This is a genomic window from Micromonospora sp. NPDC092111 (assembly GCF_044755745.1).
In the GTDB taxonomy this organism is placed as follows: Bacteria; Actinomycetota; Actinomycetes; order Mycobacteriales; family Micromonosporaceae; genus Micromonospora.
Genome location: NZ_JBIVRQ010000002.1, coordinates 210,578 through 228,872 on the forward strand (window position 1 = coordinate 210,578; position 18,295 = coordinate 228,872).

Annotated in this window: 18 protein-coding genes and 1 pseudogene; 7 read left to right on the top strand and 12 right to left on the bottom strand. The window is 72.8% G+C overall.

The features are described 5' to 3' along the window. Nucleotides 1-18: 18 nt before the first annotated feature. The 5 genes from ACIQG9_RS07010 to ACIQG9_RS07030 all read right to left on the bottom strand — a co-directional run bounded on the left by ACIQG9_RS07010 (nucleotide 19) and on the right by ACIQG9_RS07030 (nucleotide 5,520). Complete coding sequence (locus tag ACIQG9_RS07010) at nucleotides 19-1,032, bottom strand: coiled-coil domain-containing protein (protein WP_400398976.1); 1,014 nt, start codon at nucleotides 1,030-1,032, stop codon at nucleotides 19-21. A gap of 241 nt (nucleotides 1,033-1,273) precedes the next feature. Further along, nucleotides 1,274-2,080, bottom strand: coding sequence for an inositol monophosphatase family protein (locus ACIQG9_RS07015; RefSeq protein ID WP_400398977.1), 807 nt, complete (start codon nucleotides 2,078-2,080; stop codon nucleotides 1,274-1,276). Next, a complete protein-coding gene (locus tag ACIQG9_RS07020; RefSeq protein ID WP_400398978.1) occupies nucleotides 2,073-2,525 on the bottom strand; it encodes a response regulator in 453 nt (150 codons plus the stop codon). Before ACIQG9_RS07020 ends, ACIQG9_RS07015 begins: the two co-directional genes overlap by 8 nt. Beyond that, nucleotides 2,522-4,279 carry an ATP-binding protein gene (locus ACIQG9_RS07025; RefSeq protein WP_400398979.1) on the bottom strand — a complete coding sequence of 586 codons (1,758 nt, stop codon included), beginning with the start codon at nucleotides 4,277-4,279 and terminating at the stop codon, nucleotides 2,522-2,524. The genes ACIQG9_RS07020 and ACIQG9_RS07025 overlap by 4 nt, the downstream gene beginning before the upstream one ends. Next, nucleotides 4,276-5,520: a PP2C family protein-serine/threonine phosphatase gene (locus ACIQG9_RS07030; protein WP_400398980.1), complete on the bottom strand. Its 1,245-nt coding sequence runs from the start codon at nucleotides 5,518-5,520 to the stop codon at nucleotides 4,276-4,278. Before ACIQG9_RS07030 ends, ACIQG9_RS07025 begins: the two co-directional genes overlap by 4 nt. A 242-nt stretch (nucleotides 5,521-5,762) precedes the next feature. Here ACIQG9_RS07030 and ACIQG9_RS07035 point away from each other — a divergent pair, with 242 nt between their 5' ends. Next, nucleotides 5,763-8,222 (top strand): M28 family peptidase, encoded by a 2,460-nt coding sequence (locus ACIQG9_RS07035; RefSeq protein ID WP_400398981.1) that lies wholly within the window; start codon nucleotides 5,763-5,765, stop codon nucleotides 8,220-8,222. Nucleotides 8,223-8,267: 45 nt separating this feature from the next. Here ACIQG9_RS07035 and ACIQG9_RS07040 read toward each other — a convergent pair whose 3' ends face one another. The 5 genes from ACIQG9_RS07040 to ACIQG9_RS07060 all read right to left on the bottom strand — a co-directional run bounded on the left by ACIQG9_RS07040 (nucleotide 8,268) and on the right by ACIQG9_RS07060 (nucleotide 10,798). Then, a complete protein-coding gene (locus ACIQG9_RS07040) occupies nucleotides 8,268-8,849 on the bottom strand; it encodes a hypothetical protein (protein WP_400398982.1) in 582 nt (193 codons plus the stop codon). Next, the gene (locus ACIQG9_RS07045; protein WP_400398983.1) at nucleotides 8,849-9,622 is read right to left on the bottom strand and encodes an AAA family ATPase; all 774 of its coding nucleotides are present in this window, start codon (nucleotides 9,620-9,622) and stop codon (nucleotides 8,849-8,851) included. Before ACIQG9_RS07045 ends, ACIQG9_RS07040 begins: the two co-directional genes overlap by 1 nt. 47 nt (nucleotides 9,623-9,669) lie before the next feature. Then, the gene (locus ACIQG9_RS07050) at nucleotides 9,670-10,047 is read right to left on the bottom strand and encodes a hypothetical protein (RefSeq protein WP_400398984.1); all 378 of its coding nucleotides are present in this window, start codon (nucleotides 10,045-10,047) and stop codon (nucleotides 9,670-9,672) included. Nucleotides 10,048-10,279: 232 nt separating this feature from the next. Then, nucleotides 10,280-10,534: a Smr/MutS family protein gene (locus tag ACIQG9_RS07055; protein ID WP_067315484.1), complete on the bottom strand. Its 255-nt coding sequence runs from the start codon at nucleotides 10,532-10,534 to the stop codon at nucleotides 10,280-10,282. A gap of 69 nt (nucleotides 10,535-10,603) precedes the next feature. Then, a complete protein-coding gene (locus ACIQG9_RS07060; protein WP_205789268.1) occupies nucleotides 10,604-10,798 on the bottom strand; it encodes an AlpA family transcriptional regulator in 195 nt (64 codons plus the stop codon). 204 nt (nucleotides 10,799-11,002) lie between these two features. Here ACIQG9_RS07060 and ACIQG9_RS07065 point away from each other — a divergent pair, with 204 nt between their 5' ends. Continuing rightward, a complete protein-coding gene (locus tag ACIQG9_RS07065) occupies nucleotides 11,003-11,209 on the top strand; it encodes a hypothetical protein (RefSeq protein ID WP_400398985.1) in 207 nt (68 codons plus the stop codon). Nucleotides 11,210-11,243: 34 nt separating this feature from the next. On the opposite strand, the gene ACIQG9_RS07070 is transcribed toward ACIQG9_RS07065, so the two are convergent. Further along, nucleotides 11,244-11,612 carry a tetratricopeptide repeat protein gene (locus ACIQG9_RS07070; protein WP_400398986.1) on the bottom strand — a complete coding sequence of 123 codons (369 nt, stop codon included), beginning with the start codon at nucleotides 11,610-11,612 and terminating at the stop codon, nucleotides 11,244-11,246. Nucleotides 11,613-11,705: 93 nt separating this feature from the next. Continuing rightward, nucleotides 11,706-12,476: an ROK family protein gene (locus ACIQG9_RS07075; RefSeq protein WP_400398987.1), complete on the bottom strand. Its 771-nt coding sequence runs from the start codon at nucleotides 12,474-12,476 to the stop codon at nucleotides 11,706-11,708. A gap of 88 nt (nucleotides 12,477-12,564) precedes the next feature. On the opposite strand from ACIQG9_RS07075, the gene ACIQG9_RS07080 reads away from it, so the two are divergent. The 5 genes and pseudogenes from ACIQG9_RS07080 (at nucleotide 12,565) to ACIQG9_RS07100 (ending at nucleotide 18,149) form a co-directional block, all read left to right on the top strand. Beyond that, nucleotides 12,565-14,202: an ABC-F family ATP-binding cassette domain-containing protein gene (locus ACIQG9_RS07080; RefSeq protein WP_400398988.1), complete on the top strand. Its 1,638-nt coding sequence runs from the start codon at nucleotides 12,565-12,567 to the stop codon at nucleotides 14,200-14,202. Nucleotides 14,203-14,240: 38 nt separating this feature from the next. After that, nucleotides 14,241-14,486 (top strand): annotated as a pseudogene (locus ACIQG9_RS07085) (hypothetical protein); the annotation flags it as partial. 168 nt (nucleotides 14,487-14,654) lie between these two features. Then, on the top strand, nucleotides 14,655-15,380 hold the full coding sequence (locus ACIQG9_RS07090) for a methyltransferase domain-containing protein (RefSeq protein ID WP_400398989.1): 726 nt from the start codon (nucleotides 14,655-14,657) through the stop codon (nucleotides 15,378-15,380). A gap of 400 nt (nucleotides 15,381-15,780) precedes the next feature. Beyond that, nucleotides 15,781-17,433 carry a glycoside hydrolase family 10 protein gene (locus ACIQG9_RS07095; RefSeq protein ID WP_400398990.1) on the top strand — a complete coding sequence of 551 codons (1,653 nt, stop codon included), beginning with the start codon at nucleotides 15,781-15,783 and terminating at the stop codon, nucleotides 17,431-17,433. A gap of 173 nt (nucleotides 17,434-17,606) precedes the next feature. Next, nucleotides 17,607-18,149 (top strand): phospholipase, encoded by a 543-nt coding sequence (locus ACIQG9_RS07100; RefSeq protein ID WP_400398991.1) that lies wholly within the window; start codon nucleotides 17,607-17,609, stop codon nucleotides 18,147-18,149. Nucleotides 18,150-18,295 lie beyond the last annotated feature (146 nt).

An 18,295-nucleotide genomic window follows, 5' to 3' on the forward strand; every position in this document is an offset into this window, starting at 1 on the left:
CGTTCCTGGACCGGACGGTCAGTACATCGAAAGATGAACATGGTTCGTGTGGTCGGCGGCCGGACTGCCCGACCCGCTGTACGACCGCCAGCCGGTGTTCGGCATCCAGATCTGCCGGTACCAGATCACGTAGAGCACGCCGAGCCGGTTGGCGTTGTTCTTGTAGTAGTTGGCCAGGCTGTCGCCGTACGCCTTGTCCCCGCCGGTGGCCGTCTTGTCCTCGAAGCCGTTGGTGGCGGCGGCGAAGTCGCAGGCCCGGCCCTTGGGGTGCTCGCCACCACCGCCGCTGCGGTAGCAGGACACGAACCGCTTGTAGCCGGCGGCCTTGGCCTGCTGCATCGCGTGCAGGGTGCGCGGGGTGATGCAGCCGGAGGTGGTCGGGTCGTTCACCGAACACGACTCGGACGGCCACGACCCGTCGGAGTTGCGCGGGGCCGGCTTCGCCGAACTCGACCCGCCGCTGAAGCCGGCGCTGCTGCCCGAGCTGACGGTGGCCAGCGCGCGCTCGGCGTCCCGCTTCTTCTTCGCCAGCGTCGCGAGCTGCTTCTGCTGCTCGCGCACCTCGGCGTCGATGGCGAGCTTGGCCTCGGCGGCGGTCTGCCGCGCCTCGGCGAGCGCGCGGAGCTGCTTGCTGTCCCGCTGGGCCATCAGGTCCAGGTCGGCGGCGCGCTTGAGGAAGCCCTCCGGGTTGGCCGTGTTCAGCAGCATCGACGTCGGGGTCAGCCGACCCACCCGGTACGACTGCGCGGCCACCTCGCCGACCTGGGCGGTCAACGCGCCCAGCCGACCCTCGACCTCCTTCAGCTCGCCGACCAGCGCGGTCTGCCGCCGCTTGGAGTTGTCCAGCTTGGCCTTGGCCTCGATGTGCCCCTTCGCCGCCGCCTCCAGCGCGTCACGGAGCTGCTTGGTGCCGCCCTCGCCGGGCTCCGCCGCGGCGGGCGCCACCCCGGCGCCGAGCAGCAGCGCCACCGTGGCGAGCAGCACGGTCAGCGGCCGACGGACGCGCGGCCGGATGAAGCTGGTCCTGGGCACGACGGATGTCCTTCCCTCTGCCGCCGACGCCCGACCGGTCAGCCGACCGGTGCGGCGGCGGTCCCGCCGGCCCCGGTTGGCGGCCTGGGGGCGGAGACCGCCGGTCACGATACCGGAACGGCGGCGGCTGACCAGGCCCGCGATCCGGCCGGGCATCGGTGGTCGACCCAGTGTCGCGGGTCGATGACACAGCGCCGCGCCGGATCCCCGCCGACCCCCGCGAACCGGGCGCGGCGGGCGGTCAGTCGCCGAGCAGCGCGTCGCGGACCTCGTGCCAGGTCCGCTCGTCCGCGGCGACCAGCAGCCCCCGGTCGTCGCCGGCCGGGTGGTACTCGGTGCCGTCGAACCGCCGGGCCACCCCACCCGCCTCCCGGACCAGCAGCACCCCCGGGGCGTGGTCCCAGGGCAGGGTCCGCCAGAAGAGGACGAACTGCTGGTCACCGGTGAGCAGGTCGAGGTACTCCCGGCCGGCGCAGTGCTGACCGGGCAGCAGCTCCCCGATCCGACCCCCGCCCGCCGCCACCCGGTCCCGGGTGGCCGCCGGCAGGAACCGGGTCATCGCGGTGCCGCGCAGCAGGTCCGGCGGGACGTCGCCGCCCGCGCGGACGGGCTTGCCGTCCAGCCGGGTGCCGTCGCCGGCCCGCGCCACGGCCAGCAGCCCGGCCATCGGGTCGAGCACCCACGAGGCGGCCGGCTCGCCGTCGGTCAGCAGCGCGACCATCAGCGCGAACGGCCGGCGGCCGGCGGCGAAGTTCGCGGTGCCGTCGACCGGGTCGACCAGCCAGACGTCACCCCCGTCGCGCAGGTGGCGCAGCAGCGACGGGTCGTCCGCCACCGCCTCCTCGCCGACCACCAGGGAGCCGGGGAGCAGTCGGCGCAGCTCCGCCGAGATCCGCTCCTCGGCCCGCTGGTCGGCGACGGTGACCAGGTCACCCGGGGCCTTCTCGGCGACATCGGCGACGTCCAGCCGGCGGAACAGCGGGAGCACCACGTCGGCCGCGGTGTCCCGCAGCAGCGTGCCGACGTCGTCGAGCAGCCGGTCAGCCACGCGGCGGCAGCTTGACCACGCTGACGAAGAACTCGTCGATCTGGCGGACCACCGAGATGAAACGCTCGAAGTCCACCGGCTTGGTCACGTAGGCGTTGGCGTGCAACTGGTAGCTGCGCAGGATGTCCTCGTCGGCCTGGGAGGTGGTCAGCACCACCACCGGGATCCGGCGGAGCTGCTCGTCCTCCTTGATCTCCTCCAGCACCTCGCGGCCGTCCCGGCGGGGCAGGTTCAGGTCGAGCAGGATCAGGTCCGGGGTCACCGCGTCCGCGTACCGGCCCTCGCGCCGCAGGTAGGCCAGCGCCTCGGCGCCGTCGGAGACGACGGTCAGCCGGTTGCGCAGCTTGTGCTCCTCGAACGCCTCCTGGGTCATCAACACGTCGCCCGGGTCGTCCTCGACCAGCAGGACCTCGATCGGGCTCTTGCCGTCCGCCGGCGCGGTCATCCCACCGTCTCCCTCATGCCACCCGTTGTACCGTGCCCCGGCGGCCCGCCGGGCGGGTCCTCGTCGGCCGGGCCGTCCGGCTGCCGAGCGACCGGCGCCGACCGCTCCGCCGGGGCGTCGTCGCCCTCGACCGGACCGGCGGGGGCCTCCCCGGCGTCCCCGCCCTCGGCGGCGTCCTCGACGGCCGCCGAGTTCGCCGCCTCGACGTCCGCCGGCCGGGCCGGGAGGGTGAACCGGATCGCGGTCCCCTCGGCGACGTCGGTGTCCACCCAGACCCGGCCGCCGTGGTACTCGACGATCTTCTTGACGATGGCCAGGCCGATCCCGGTGCCCGGGTAGGCGTCCTTGGCGTGCAACCGCTGGAAGATCACGAAGATCTTGTCGGCGAACTCGGCCTCGATGCCGATGCCGTTGTCCTGGCAGGTGATCTCCCACTCGCCGTCGACCAGCCGGGCCGAGACGTGCACCGTCGGCGGGACGTCCGGGCGGCGGAACTTCACCGAGTTGCTGACCAGGTTGACCAGCAGGTTGGTGAGCAGCGGCTCCTCGCCCCGGATCACCGGCAGCTCGCCCCAGGTCAGCTCCGCGTCGGCGTACTGGCGGCCCGGCTCGGTCTGGCTGGCCACGTCGCCCATCACCTTGTTCAGGTCGACGTCGACGAAGCCGGTGGTGAGCCGGCCGATCCGGGAGAAGGCCAGCAGATCGTTGATCAGGCGCTGCATCCGCTGCGCCCCGTCGACCGCGAACGCGATGTACTGGTCGGCCCGCTCGTCGAGCCGGCCGGCGTAGCGGCGCTGGAGGAGCTGGCAGAAGCTGGCCACCTTGCGCAGCGGCTCCTGGAGGTCGTGCGAGGCGACGTACGCGAACTGCTCCAGGTCACGGTTGGACCGGGTCAGCTCCTCGGCCTGCTTCTGGAGCTGGCTGTTGACCCACTCGATGTTCTCCCGGGCGGCCCGTACCTCGTCGAGATCCTTGGCGATCTTCTGCCGCATCACGTCGACGTCGTCGGCGAGCCGGCGGAACTCCGGCGGCCCGGACCCGGCGATGTGGTGCTGGTAGTCGCCCGCGGCGACCTCCCGCACCTGGAGGGCCAGCCGGGTCAAGGGCCGGATCACCATCCGGTCCAGGGACAGCAGCATCACCGTGCCGGCGACCACGAACACCACCGCCGCGACGATCAGCAGCACCACCAGCAGGTTGCCGGTGCGCTCGATGTTCCGGGCACTCTTCTCGCGTTCGGTGAGGATCGCCGTCTGGAGGTCGCCCACCGCCGCCCGGACCTGGTCGAACTGCTGCCGGGCCTGGTCGGTGATGAGCGCCTGACCGGCGGTGGTGCCGCTGCGCTCGGTGGTGGTGATCACCGGCTGGGCCACCGCCTGTCGCCAGGCGTCCGCCTGTTGCTGGGCGACGCGCAGGTCGGCGCGTACCTCGGGGAAGTCGCCGCTCAGCTCCATGATGTTGTCGGCGACGTCCCGCTCCTGCTGGACGCCCCTCTCGTATGGGGCGAGGTCGGCGCGGTCACCGCTGACCGCGTAGCCACGGATCCCGGTCTCCTGGTCGAGCAGCGCGTTGAGCAGTTCCTGCCCCTGCACCCGCAGCGGGCCGGTCTTGGTGAGCACCGCCTCGGTGTACTCGCGGTTCCTCGCCGCCACCGCCGCCTCGGCGACAGCCAGCCCGACCAGCAGCACGCCGGCCAGCGCCAGCAGCGCGATCACCCGGCGGCGCAGGGTCCATCCCTGGCGGTACGTGTTCACCGGCCACCGCCCCGGCTGACCAGCAGCATGGCCACGTCGTCGGCGAGCGGACCGCCGTTGATCTGCTCGGCCCGGCCGACCAGCCAGGCGGGCAGCTCGGACAGCGGCACGGCGTGGTTGGCGCGATCCTCCAGCAGGCCGGTCAGCCCGGGGACGTCCAGCCGGTCGTCGCCGTCGCCCACCCGCCCCTCGATCAGGCCGTCGGTGTACATCAACAGGGACCAGTCATCGGTGGCGAACTCCAGGTCGAACGCGACGGGGCGGCGAGGTCGTACGCCGAGCAGCAGGCCGCCGGGGGCCGGGACCGGCGCGACCTTGCCGGCGGAGAGCAGCAGCGGCGGCGGATGGCCGGCCAGCCGGACGGTGGCCCGGTTGTCGGCCAGGTCGAGCCGGGCGGTGGCCACGGTGGCGAAGATCTCCTGGAGCCGGCGCTCACTCATCAGCACCTGTTCCAGGGCGGGCAGCACCTCGTCGTCGGGGACCCCGGCGAGGATCAGCGCCCGCCAGGCCACCCGCAGTTCGACGCCGAGGGCGGCCTCGTCCACCCCGTGCCCGCAGACGTCGCCGACGATCAGGTCGACCCGGTCGGGGCGGGTCTGCACCACGTCGAAGAAGTCCCCGCCGATCAGGGCGGCGTGCCGGCCCGGCCGGTAGAAGGTGTGCACCGCCACCTCGTCGGTGTTCATCAGCGGCTGGGGCAGCAGGCCCCGTTCGAGGCGGGCCGACTCGGCCTGGCGCAGCTCGACCTCGCGCAGCCGGCGGGCGTTCTCGTCGGCCCGCTTGCGCTCCACCGCGTAGCGCAGTGCGCGACTCAGCAGCACGCCGTCGACCTGCCCCTTGACCAGGTAGTCCTGGGCGCCCTCGGCGACCGCGACGACGCCGAGGTGCTCGTCCGAGCGGCCGGTCAGCACGCAGACCGCGGCACCGCTGGACAGTTCCAGCACCCGGCGCAGCCCGTCCAGGCCCTGCGCGTCGGGCAGCCCGAGGTCGAGCAGGACGCAGTCCACCCCGGCGATCCGCTGCCGGGCCTCGCTGAGGCTGGTGGCGACGAGCAGGTCGATCATCGAGTTCGTCTCGGCGAGCAGTTCCCCGACCAGGAAGGCGTCGCCCTCGTCGTCCTCGACCAGCAGCACCCGCAGCCGTTCGCCGGGCGGTAGGTTGGGGTGGGGCCCGAGCCCGCCCTGCGGATACGGCGCGGCGGAGGGACCGGTCAGGCCGGTCCCCCGGTGCGGCCGGGTCACCGCCGCGACACGCGGGAGTTCGCTGGTGATGTCGGGCTCCTTCCGAGTGCCCTGCTGATCCTGTATTAGACAACGGTCCCACACAACACGGCCGGGCCGTCCCGGGCGTACCCGGGCAAGGCCGTCACCCGGTGAGCGGTCGGACGCCCGGCCGCGTCACGGTTCGGTTTCCGGGGAGTCTCCCGCCGGCCGGTGCGGGGCAGGATGGTGCCCACCCCCGCACCACCTCCGAGGAGTTCCCCGTGGGCGCACCCCCCTCCGCCGCCGACCGGACGCTGGCCCGGCCCCGTCACCGCCCGCTGGCCGCCCTGGTCGCCCTGGTCACGCTGGTCGCGGTCGGCGCGGCCATGCTGATCGACCTGGCCACCCCGGCACCCCGACCGGCGGACGCCCCGGCCGACGAGTTCAGTGCCGGCCGGGCGTACCGGACGGTGCAGACCGTGGCGGCCCGGCCGCATCCCGCCGGCAGCGCCGCCAACGACCAGGTCCGCGAGCACGTCGTCGGGGTGCTGCGCGGCCTGGGCCTGGAGACCGAGGTGCAGGACACCGTCGCCCCGGAGGCGGGGCAGCTCAGCGGCGCGGCCGGCGGGGCGACCTTCGCCCGGGTACGCAACGTGGTGGCCCGGCTCCCCGGCACCGCCTCCACCGGCCGGATCTTCCTGGTGGCGCACTACGACTCGGTGCAGACCGGCCCGGGCGGCAACGACGACGCGGCCGGCACCTCCACCGTGCTGGAGGTGGCCCGGGCACTGGCCGCCGGGCCCCGGCCCCGCAACGACATCGTCTTCGTGCTGACCGACGCAGAGGAGGCGTGCCTGTGCGGCGCGTCGGCGTTCGCGTCCGACCACCCGCTCGCCGCCGACGGCGGGGTGGTGCTCAACCTGGAGGCCCGCGGCTCCACCGGCCCGGTGATCATGTTCGAGACGTCCCGGAACAACGCGAAGCTGGTGGACGTCTTCGGCCGGGCCGCCCCGCACCCGGTGGGCACCTCGTTCGCCGTGGAGATCTACCGGGCGCTGCCGAACGACACCGACTTCACCGCGTTCCTCGACCACGACTTCGTCGGGCTGAACGCGGCGTACATCGACGGGGGTGCGATCTACCACACCCCGCTGGACACCCCGGCGGCGATGGACCGGGGCAGCCTCCAGATGCACGGCGACAACGCGCTCGGGCTGGCCCGGGAGTTCGGCCGGGCCGATCTGACGGGGTTGCGCTCCGGCCACGACGCCACCTACTTCCCGGTGCCGGGCGGGCTGGTCCGCTACCCCGGCTGGCTGACCTGGCCGCTGGCCGGCCTGGCGGTGCTGGGCGTACTGGTGCTGGGCTGGTTGGTCCGCCGCAGCGGCCGGGCCGGCACCGGCCGGCTGGTCGCCGGCTTCGGGCTGACGCTCGTGCCGGTCGCCGCCGCCCCGCTCGCCGCCCAGTTGCTCTGGGCCGGGATCACCGCGCTGCGCCCCGGCCACGCCGAACTGCTCGACCCGTACCGGCCGACCTGGTACCGGCTGGCGGTGGTGGCGCTCGCCGCCGCGATCCTGCTGGCCTGGTACGCGCTGGCCCGCCGCTGGGCCGGCCCGGCCGCGCTGGCGGTCGGCGGGCTGGCCTGGCTGGCCCTGCTCGGGGTGGTGCTGGCCGCGCTGGTGCCCGGCGGGGCGTACCTGGCGACCCTGCCGGCGCTGGCCGGCGCGCTCGCCGGCCTGGGGGCGCTCGCCACCCGGATCGACGGCCCGTGGCCGGTGGTCGCGGTGACCCTGGCCGGCGCGGTGGCGGTGGTGATCCTGCTGCCCACGGTGGTGCTGCTCTTCCCGGCGCTGGGGATGGCGATGGGCGGGGTGGCGGCGCTCTTCGCGGTGCTGCTGGGGCTGGCCGCGCTGCCGGTGATCGACCTGCTGCACCCGGCCGCCGGCGGCCAGCGCGGCCTGGTCGCCGGCGGCGAGCGCGACTCGCACGACCCGGCCTCCAGCGGCGAGCGCGACCCGGTCGCCGCCCGGGCCCGGTGGCTCGGCGCGCTGCCGGCCGTCGCCGCCGCGCTCGCCGCTACCGTGTTCGCCGGGGTCGGCCTGGCGGTCGACCGCTTCGACGCCGCCCATCCCGTGCCCACCCACCTGATGTACGCCCTGGACGCCGACACCAACGAAGCGGAGTGGATCACCCGGGAAGAGGAACCCCAGCCCTGGACGAAGGAATACGCCGGTTCGCACTTCAGTGAGTACCTGGGCCGAGTGTTCCCCGGCCTGGGCGAGGAGTCGGTGCGTACCGGCGTGGCACCGGCGGCGAACCTACCCGCGCCGACGGTCCAGGTGCTGTCGGACAGCACCGCCGGTGGGGAACGGACCCTGCGGCTGCGGCTGCTTCCCCAACGCCCGGTACGGCTGGCCACGCTGCACGTCGACGCGACCACGGCCGAGGTGCGGCGGGCGGAGGTGGCCGGCCGGACCGTGCCGGTGGGCCGGCAGCCGACCGCCGAGGAGGCGACGTTCGACCGGTGGGGTTTAGGAATCGTCTTCCACGCCCCGCCGCCGGAGGGGGTCGAGATCACCCTGACCGTGCTGCCCCGGGCCGGCAAGGTCAACCTCCGGGCGATGGACGCCAGCGACGGCCTGGACGCCCTGCCGGGCTTCCGCCCCCGTCCGGCGGGCGTGGGCGTGGTCGGCTCGCACAGCTCCGAACTGCTGGCGGTGGCCCGCACCTACCCGGTCTGACCCGGCCGCCGGCACCCCGGGGCGGTACCCGGGGTGCCGGCGGGTTCAGCTGCCGCGGATGTGGCGGTAGAGGACGCGCAGCTCGGAGAGGTTGTGGTCGACCACGCTGAGTTCCTGCCCGGAGACGGCCTTGCGGAGCCGGGCCGCCTCGTCGGTCGAGGTGGGCGAGGTGCCGTACTTCTGGTTGGCCTCCTCCCGTCGGCCGGGCCGGTAGGTGAAGTAGGCGTCGACCCGACGGACCCCGAGGTTGTCGCTGCACTGCTGGATGTAGTCCCGCGCCTTCGCCAGCATCGGGGCCACCTGGGTGTCGACCGGCCCGTCGGACTTGAGCAGGAATTCGTGCTTGGCCGACCCCTGGGTGAGCAGGAAGGCGTGCCGGTCCCAGTCGATCTCCAGGGAGAGGTAGGAGACGATCGTGTCGTCCGCCCCGTAGGCAGCCAGTTCGACCTGGGCGAGCAGCCCGTCCCGGATGCTTCTCATGATGATCTCCAGGGAGGACTCCGGCGCCCGTACCGCGCTGGCGATCTCCCGGGCGACGTGCGCGATCACGTTCAGCCGGACCAGGACCACCACCTCCGGGTCGACGTCGACGGAGACCTCGATCTCGACGTCGTCCTCGTCGTCCATCACTCACCACCCGCCCGGAAGAAGGTGAGGCGTCGCCGGGTCAGGCGTCGCCGCTGCAACGCGTCCTCGATCTCCTCAAGGGTCACCCACCCGCCGCCGTTGGCGTACCGGCGCTGCGCCTCGACGATGCCCATCTGGGGGTGCTGCGAGACGAAGTCGAAGACCTTGTCGCCCAGGCACTCCACCAGGGCGGACGAGATGGCGGCCACGGAGAGGCCCTGGTAGCGGGCACAGAGCTTCTCGACCTGCTCGGCGGTGAGTCCGGGCACCCGCCCGTGCAGCGCCGAGTAGATCATCTCGGCCCGTTCGGCGACCGTCGGCTCCCAGGTGAAGACCCGCATCCGGCCCGGCCTGGTCAACGGCCCGTGCAGCGTCGACAGGTCGTTGGTGGTGAGCACGATCGGGAATCGCTGGCTCGTACCCACGTCGCACATCCGTACGTCGTCGGCGAGGTTCATCAGGAAGCCCGTCAGGAGTTGCGAGTTCACCGTGTAGCGGGCGTTGCGGTCCCGACCGGCCGGACCGAGGTCGAAATCCTCCAGCACCAGCACCGGATAGCTGTTGTCGACCTCGGCGTGCTGCGCGGCCCGCTTGTAGAGGGAACGAAGTTGCTCCACCGGGCGGCCCTCCGAACGCCCACCCAACTCCGACGAGGAGAATCGGAAGGCGACGAAGCCGGCGGTGTTGAGCGCCGCCGCGGTCTGGAACGATTTTCCGTCGCCCGGCGGTCCGACCACGGCCAGGATCAGGGGATAGTCGGGCAGGCACGACACGGCGAAGCAATGAGCGACGATGGCCCTTCGGAATCGCTCCGGTACGATCACGCGGGGTCTACCTCATTTCGAATCTTCCGGTAAACGAATGTGTCCCCCTGCTGGAGCATGAAGTTGGCGTCGGTCAGGATCGCGATCTGAAGTTCCCGCTCCGACTTGCCGGCGTATTCGCTCTTGCGGCGTACCAGCGGCAGCACCTGCTGACCGGGCGGCGGCACCACGCTGCGGGCCACCGGGGCGGGTGGGGTCGGGGCGGGTGCGGCCGTCGGGCGGGGCGCCGGGCGGGGCGCATTTCCCCGGACGTGCACCGCCGGTTTGGTCGGGGCGGGCTTCTCCGCCCGCTCCGCCTTGACGGCCTTGACGGTGTAGACGCCGGTGATGATCGCCGCCAGGACGCCGAGGGCAGCGACTGCTATCTCTACCATGTGGACCACTCCAGGGCCGGGTCCGATGAGTCTACGAAGATCCACGCAGCCATCAGTATGGCCGGACGGAGCAACGTTTCCGGCCGGGCCGGCCTACCCGGATACCCGCTCAGTCACGCCGTGCCGACTCGCTGGTCAACCATTGCCGACGGGAGCAGGCGAAACGATTTCTGTCAATCCGGAGCACGACAGAAGAATCGTGGAAGTTCCACGAAGGCGACCCGCGCCCCGATCATTTCCAGCGGAAGTGCACGAAGAGGCGGCCGAAGTTCTTGGAGTCCTTCTCGACCCGGTGGTAGAGCTGCTTGACGTCCTTCTGGTCGAGGAAGCGCAGCACCTTCTTCTTGAGCTGGCCGGAGCCCTTACCCGGGATGATCTCGACGAGGGTGGCCTTCTTCGCCACCGCCTCGTCCATGATTCCGCGCAGGGCGCGGTCGATGTCGTGGCCCTTGTTGAAGATGTCGTGCAGGTCCAGCTTGAGCTTCATCCCGCCTCCCCCACCTGCGCAGCCCTCATGGCAGGCCCAATCGTAGGCCCGCAGGAGTCCGGGCGAAGCTCAGGCTTCGTCGGGCAGGTTCGGCCGGTGCTCGCGGATCCACGCCTCGATGTCCTCGGTACGCCAGATCCGGCCGGTGGCGAGCGACTCGTAGGGCTTCGGCCAGTCGGGACGTTTCATCAACTGCTCGACGCGCTGCCTGCTCACGCCCAGCCTCATCCGAATCTCGTACGCGCCCATGAGATTCCGGCCCATGGACGGGAGGCTAGACACGTCCCAACTAGGGCATGCCCTAGTTGGGCGAGGCCCTACTAGGGCCTTGACTAGGGGGTAGCGTAACCGTCACCCTGAGACCGTGCAGCCACTGGACGTTTCCTCGGTGCATGCGCGCAAGGGTGGGGCGATTCGGCCACACGTGCCGATGCGGCCGCTCTGGTTGTGCCGGGCGTGTGCCGCTCCGTGGCCGTGCCAGCCGCCCGACTGCTGCTGCTGGCCCTCGAATACCGGCGGGACCGGGTAGGGCTGTCGGTCTACATGGCCGGGAGGCTGTTCGACGCCACCGGCGACCTGATCACCCTCAACCCGAACGCCGTCCCACCCCCGGCGGAGTTGTTCGAGAGGTTTCTGGCCTGGACGAGACGCAGAACCGGGCCGGGGGAAGCGTAGAAGCTCCCTCCCCGGCCCGGCGTGGTCGGCGAGGTCAGCGACCGCCGCCGACCCGGCTCTCCACCCGCCGCAGCGCGGTCGCGTAGTCGTCGTTGGTCGAGTGCATGGCCGCCGCGATACGCAGGTGCCGCAGCGCGTCGGAGTAGCGGTTCAACCGTTCCAGCGTCCGGCCCAGCACGTGGTGGGCGTAGTGGTCGCTGGGGTCCCGGTCGACCAGCTCCCGCAACTGCTCCTCGGCCCGGCTGAGCTGGGCGGACTGGAAGTACGCCCGAGCCAGCAACTGGCGTACGGAGGAGTTGCCGGGCTCGGCCGCCACGATCGGTTCGAGCAGCCGGGCCGCTCCGGTCGGGTCACCCGCTTCGAAGAACATGGTCGCCCGCCGGTACTCCGCCAGAAGATCCATCCCGACCCACCTCCTCGTGTCACGCCGCCATTGATCCCGACGCTGGCACAACACCGGCCGTACCGCGAGTGTTCCGCCGGGCGGAGTTGCCGCTCAGGGGGTCGGGTCGTACCGCCCGCCGGCCAGTTCCCAGGCCCGGACGCCGCCGACGATTCCGGCCGTGTTGGGCACGACCACGACGTCGTCGCCCATCCGGGCCACCTGCTCCGGCCGGACCAGCCGCGAGTTGCCGCCGCCCAGGTAGAGCCGGTCCCAGCGGAACACCGGGCGCAGGCCGTCCACCACCTGCCGGATCCGCCGGGACCAGAAGGCGTCGCCGAGCCGGCGCCGCTCCGGCTCCCCCACGTACGTGTCGTAGGTGGTGCCCCAGCGCACCGGGGCGTGCGACAGCTCCAGGTGCGGGGCGAGCCGCCCGCCGTCGAAGAGCGCGCTGCCCAGCCCGGTGCCCAGGGTCAGCACCAGCTCGCAGCCCGTCCCGGCGACCACCCCGGCCCCGTGCACCTCGGCATCGTTGAGCACCAGCGCCGGCACCCCGAACGCCTCGGCGACCGCGCTCCGCGCGTCGTAGCCGGACCACTCGGCGAGCAGGTCCGGGTCGACCCGGCTGCGCGGCCCGGACCGGGTCACGTAGTGCGGGGTGGCCACCACCACCCCGTGCCGGATCATGCCGGGCATCCCCACCGTCACCCGGTCCGCCGCCGGCAGCCGGCCGGCCAACTCGACCAGCGTCTTGACGAAGAGCGCGGGCGGCAGCGGGTACGGGGTGGGCACCCGCAGCGGCCGGGCCCGCATCGTGCCGGCCTCGTCCAGCACCGACGCCTTGATCCCACCGCCGCCACAGTCGATCGCCAGAGTGGTCACCACGGGAGTGAGTCTGCCTCGTGTCCGACGCCTGGATGCCCCGGCCCGGCCGATCGGGGGCGGACCGCCGTCCCGGTACGCTCGGCTCCTCATGAGCGCCACGCTGATCGTCAAGGATCTCGCCGCCGGTCACGGTGACCGGCTGCTCTTCTCCGACCTCGACCTGGTCGTCGCCCCCGGGGACGTGGTCGGGCTGGTGGGGGTGAACGGGGCCGGCAAGTCGACGCTGCTGCGTACCCTCGCCGGGCTCCAGCCGGTGGAGTTGGGCAACGTCTCGCTGAACCCGCCCGGCGCCACCGTCGGCTACCTGCCGCAGGAGCCGGAACGCCGACCGGGTGAGACGGTCCGTGACTTCCTGGCCCGGCGTACCGGGGTCACCGGGGCGCAGGCCGCGCTGGACGCCGCCACCGAGGCGCTCGGGTCCGGCGCGGCCGGCGCCGACGACGCGTACGCCGAGGCGCTGGAGCGCTGGCTGGACCTGGGCGGCGCGGACCTGGAGGAACGTGCCGCCCAGGTGGCCGCGGAGTTGGGGCTGACGGTCGACCTGGACCACCCGATGACCGCCCTCTCCGGCGGCCAGGCCGCCCGGGCCGGGCTGGCCTCGCTGCTGCTCAGCCGGTACGACGTCTTCCTGCTCGACGAGCCCACCAACGACCTGGACCTGGCCGGCCTGGACCGGCTGGAACGGTTCGTCACCGGGCTGCGCGCCGGCACCGTGCTGGTCAGCCACGACCGGGAGTTCCTCGCCCGCACGGTGACCCGGGTCCTCGAACTGGACCTGGCCCAGCAGCAGGTCCGGCACTACGGCGGCGGCTACTCCGCGTACCTGGAGGAGCGGGAGGTGGCCCGCCGGCACGCCCGCGCCGACTTCGAGGAGTACGCCGACACCCGGGCGGGGCTGGAGGCGCGGGCCCGCACCCAGCGGGCCTGGATGGAGAAGGGCGTGAAGAACGCCCGCCGGAAGGCCACCGACAACGACAAGATCGGCCGCAAGTACCGCGCCGAGTCGACCGAGAAGCAGGCGGCGAAGGCCAAGCAGACCGAGCGGCTGATCGAGCGGCTGGAGGTGGTCGAGGAGCCGCGCAAGGAGTGGGAGCTGCGGATGGAGATCGCCGCCGCGCCCCGCGCCGGTGCGATCGTGGCCTCGCTGCGCGGCGCGGTGGCCCGCCGGGGCGGCTTCACCCTCGGCCCGGTGGACCTCCAGGTCGACTGGGCCGACCGGGTGGCGATCACCGGGGCGAACGGCTCCGGCAAGTCCACCCTGCTCGCCGCGCTGCTGGGCCGGCTGCCGCTGGACGCCGGACACGCCGCGCTCGGCCCGGGGGTGGTGGTCGGCGAGGTCGACCAGGCCCGGGGGCTCTTCCTCGGCGACCAGCCACTGCTGGACGCGTTCGGCGCCGCCGTACCCGACCTGGCGCCGGCGGACGCGCGGACCCTGCTGGCCAAGTTCGGGCTGCGCGCGGCGCACGTGCTGCGACCGGCGGCGACGCTGTCGCCGGGCGAGCGGACCCGGGCGGCGCTGGCGCTGCTCCAGGGGCGCGGGGTCAACCTGCTGGTGCTGGACGAGCCGACCAACCACCTCGACCTGCCCGCCATCGAGCAACTGGAGTCCGCGCTGGCCAGCTACCCGGGGACGCTGCTGCTGGTGACCCACGACCGGCGGATGCTGGAAGCGGTGAGCGTCAACCGGCGGCTGCGGGTCGCCGACGGACGGATCGCCGAGGACTGATCCGTGCCGGCGGGCGGCCGGCGGGTCAGAATGGGCCCATGCTCAAGTGGGAGTACGCGCTGCTGGTCCGGCGTCGCCAGGCGACCGCCACCGACCTCAGTTGGGAGGTCGTCTTCGTCTGGTACGGCCCGGACGGCTCGATGGTCGACGTGACCCCGTACGGCGACACCGCGCTGGCCCACCTGAACCGGGCCGGCGACCAGGGCTGGGAACTCGTCGGGATGAGCGAGGACCCGTCCCTGGAGGGCCACAACGAGCTGCACCGCTACCACCTGAAGCGACCCAGGACGACCCCGCCGCCCCGACAGCGCATCCGGGCCGCCGGACGACCGACCCGCCGCACCATCTCCGGGTAGACCAGCGCCAACCCGCTGCCGGCCATCCGCGGAGGTGCCGGCCGCCGGGCGGGTGTACCGGCCGGGATTGCGGGTAACGGCCGGCGGGAGGTGGCCATGGTCGCGCTGGCGCAGACACCGCCCTCGGCCGAGCGGCTGCGGGCGATCGACGGGTTCCTCGCCGAGGCATGGGCCGAACAGGCCCGGCACGACGAACGGCTCCGCGGGCTCGCCGTCGAGGTGCGGTTCGACCGGGGGGTCGCCCACCTGACCGGCGCGGTGGCCGGTCCGGCTCAGCTACGGCTGGTCCGTGATCTGGTCGGCCGGCTGGCCGGGGTGCTCGGCGTCTGGTGCCGGGTCCGGGTCGGTGACCGGGAGCCGGTGGTGGTGGACCTGGGCTGCGGCGGCCAGAAGCAGTACCCGGCCAACCTGGGACTGGACATCTATCCCGCGCCCGGGGTCGACGCGGTGGCGGACCTGTCCGGGTCCCTTCCGCTCGCCGACGACTCGGTCGACGTGATCTTCACGGTGCACATCCTGGAGCACCTGATCGACTTCCTGCCGCTGGTGGACGAGTGTCACCGGGTGCTCCGGCCGGGCGGCGTACTGCACGTGATGAGCCCCTGGTGGGGTCACGTCAACGCGGTCGCCGACCCGACCCACGTACGGCTGTTGGACGTGCAGACCTTCAAGGGCATCTGCTGCCAGCGCCCACCGGGCACGCCGCGGTGGTACCCGCTGCACGCCGGCTGCGACGGCGCGTCCATCTTCGCCGACCTCACCCCGCTGCCCGCCGACGCCACCCCACCCTCCCCCACCCACCTGGCCCGCTTCTTCGACTGACCGACGCCGACCGTCGCGGGCCGGAGGCCGGCATTCAGCGGGCCGGGGGGCCCGGGGGTGTGGGTGCTCTCCCGGAGGGGTCAGGTGGTGGGGGCGGTGAGCGCGCGGTGGGGCGTCGCGGTCGGCACGACCTCGCCCCCCTCCCGGCCTGGCTGAGGACTGTATCGCGGGCGACCGCTCACCACGTTCCGGTCGACCGCCGGGTGGCCGCGGCGCACGGCGGCCGACGCCGCAGGGACCCCTCGGGCGTCGGCCGCCCCCGCCGGTAACCGGACATCCAGGTCAGACCCTTGCGCGAACCCCGCCCGGTGTGAAAATTTTCTACCAGCGGCAGATAGTCGGCGGCGAATGTTGCCGGGACGCCGCGATCCCCGGGAGCCCCAACGAAGGGACACACCGCATGAAGACGACTCGGCTCGGCGTCGCCGGGCTGGCCGTGGCACTGCTCGGCGCGCTCGCCGCCGCCACCCCCGCACCGGCACAGGCCACCCCCGACACCTCCCCCACCTGCGTCACCGACCCGGCCACCCCGAAACGGCAGTTCCGGGCCATGTGGATCTCGTCGGTGGTCAACATCGACTGGCCGAGCAAGGGCTCGCAGACCGCCCCCGACCGGGTCGCCGCCCAGCAGGCCGAGTACCTGGGCTGGCTCGACCTGGCCCAGCAACTGCACCACAACGCCGTGGTGGTGCAGGTCCGCCCGACCGCCGACGCGTTCTGGCCGTCGCCGTACGAGCCGTGGTCGGAGTACCTGACCGGGGTACGCGGGCAGGACCCGGGCTGGGACCCGCTGGCCTTCCTGGTGGCCGAGTCGCACAAGCGGAACCTGGAGTTCCACGCCTGGTTCAACCCGTACCGGATCTCGATGCCGGCCCCCGGCGGGGCCGGTGCCGACCTGACCATGCTGGCCCCGGACCACCCGGCCCGGCAGCACCCGGAGTGGACCTTCGCCTATCCACCGGCCGGGGTCGCCGGCAGCCGGCTCTACTACAACCCCGGCATCCCCGAGGTCCGCGAGTTCGTGCAGACCGCGATGATGGACGCGGTCACCCGGTACGACGTGGACGGCGTGCACTTCGACGACTACTTCTACCCCTACCCGAGCGGCACCCACCAGGTGCCGGACGACGCCACCTTCGCCGAGTTCAACCGGGGCTTCACCGACCGGGCCGACTGGCGGCGGGACAACATCGACCTGCTGGTGCGGGAGATGGGCGCGAGGATCAAGCTGGCCAAGCCGTGGGTGCGGTTCGGGGTCAGCCCGTTCGGCATCTGGCGCAACGCCGCCGCCGACCCGAACGGCTCGGACACCACCGGCTCGCAGTCCTACGACATCATCTCCGCCGACACCCGCAAGTGGGTCAAGCAGGAGTGGATCGACTACATCGTGCCGCAGCTCTACTGGTACATCGGCCAGTACCCGGCGGCCGACTACGCCCGGCTGGTGCCGTGGTGGGCCGAGCAGGTCCGCGGCACCCGGGTCCAGCTCTACATCGGCCAGGCCGACTACAAGAGCGGCGACCCGGCGTACGGGTCGTACTGGATGAACCCGCAGGAGCTGTCGAACCACCTGACGCTCAACCGGTCGTACCCGGAGGTGCTCGGCAACGTGCACTTCTCCGCCGTACAGGTGAAGGCCAACCGGCTCAGCGCCACCGACACCTACGCCGCCGCGCACTACTCCCGCCCGGCGCTCGTGCCGGCCATGCCGCACCTGCCGGCGAAGCCGCTGCTCTTCCCGGTGCTGACCAAGGCCGAACGGACCGCCGACGGGGTACGGCTGCGCTGGCGGCAGCCGGCCGACGGGACTGGCCCGCTCGGCAGGGCGACGTCGTACGCGGTCTACCGCTTCGACGGCGTCGGCCGGGTCGACCCGTGCGACCGCGCCGACGCGTCCCACCTGGTCGCCACCCTGCGCGCCGACGACAGCACGGACGCGCAGTCCTGGGTGGACCCCACCGCCGAGCCCGGCCGCCGGTACACCTACCAGGTGACCTCGTTGGACCGGCTGTGGAACGAGAGCGCCGCCTCGCCCGCCCGGGTGGTGCGCTGACGGACGCGAGTGCCCCGGGCGGACGGCCGTCCGGGGCATTCGTCTGTTTCGACGCATGTCATCAAAAGTTCGCCTCGGTCACGACTCACCGCCCCGGATTTGATCGAGACTGATCGACATCCGGCAACCCGCCGGTAACCGCCCCACCGCCCGACCCACCGCGGAGGAAAACCGTGTCCCGACGCCTTGCCACCGTCCTCGCCGCCGGCACGTTCGCGCTGCTCAGCGCGATCGGCGTCGCCTCACCCGCAGCCGCCGCGGTGAGCACCGCACAGAAGCTCAGCGTGCTGAGTAGCTGGACCCAGACCAGCGCCACCAGCTACAACGCCTGGAACGCCGGCCGGCTGAACAAGGGCGCCTGGTCGGAGTACGGGTTCGACTGGTCCACCGACTACTGCTCGTCCAGCCCGGACAACCCGCTCGGCTTCAACTTCAGCCTCTCCTGCTACCGGCACGACTTCGGCTACCGCAACCACAAGGCGATGGGGATCTTCTCCGCCAACAAGTCCCGCCTGGACAGCGCCTTCTACGAGGACCTGAAGCGGGTCTGCGCCACCTACAACGCCGTCGTCCGGCCGGCCTGTACCAGCCTGGCCTGGACGTACTACCAGGCGGTCAGCGTCTTCGGCTCGGTCGCCGCCGTGCAGCAGGCCGACATCGACCGGGCCGCCCGGATGAAGGCCGACGCCGAGCGCAGCGCCGCCCGACGCGGCTGACCCACCGGCACCCGCCCGCCGCGACGCGGCCACCCCACCCGCCCGGGTGGCGGCCAGGCACACGTCGCGGCGGGCGACCAGCCAGCACCGGGGCGACCACCCCGGCGACCGGCCGGCCACTGCGGTGGTCGGCGCGACCCGGGGCG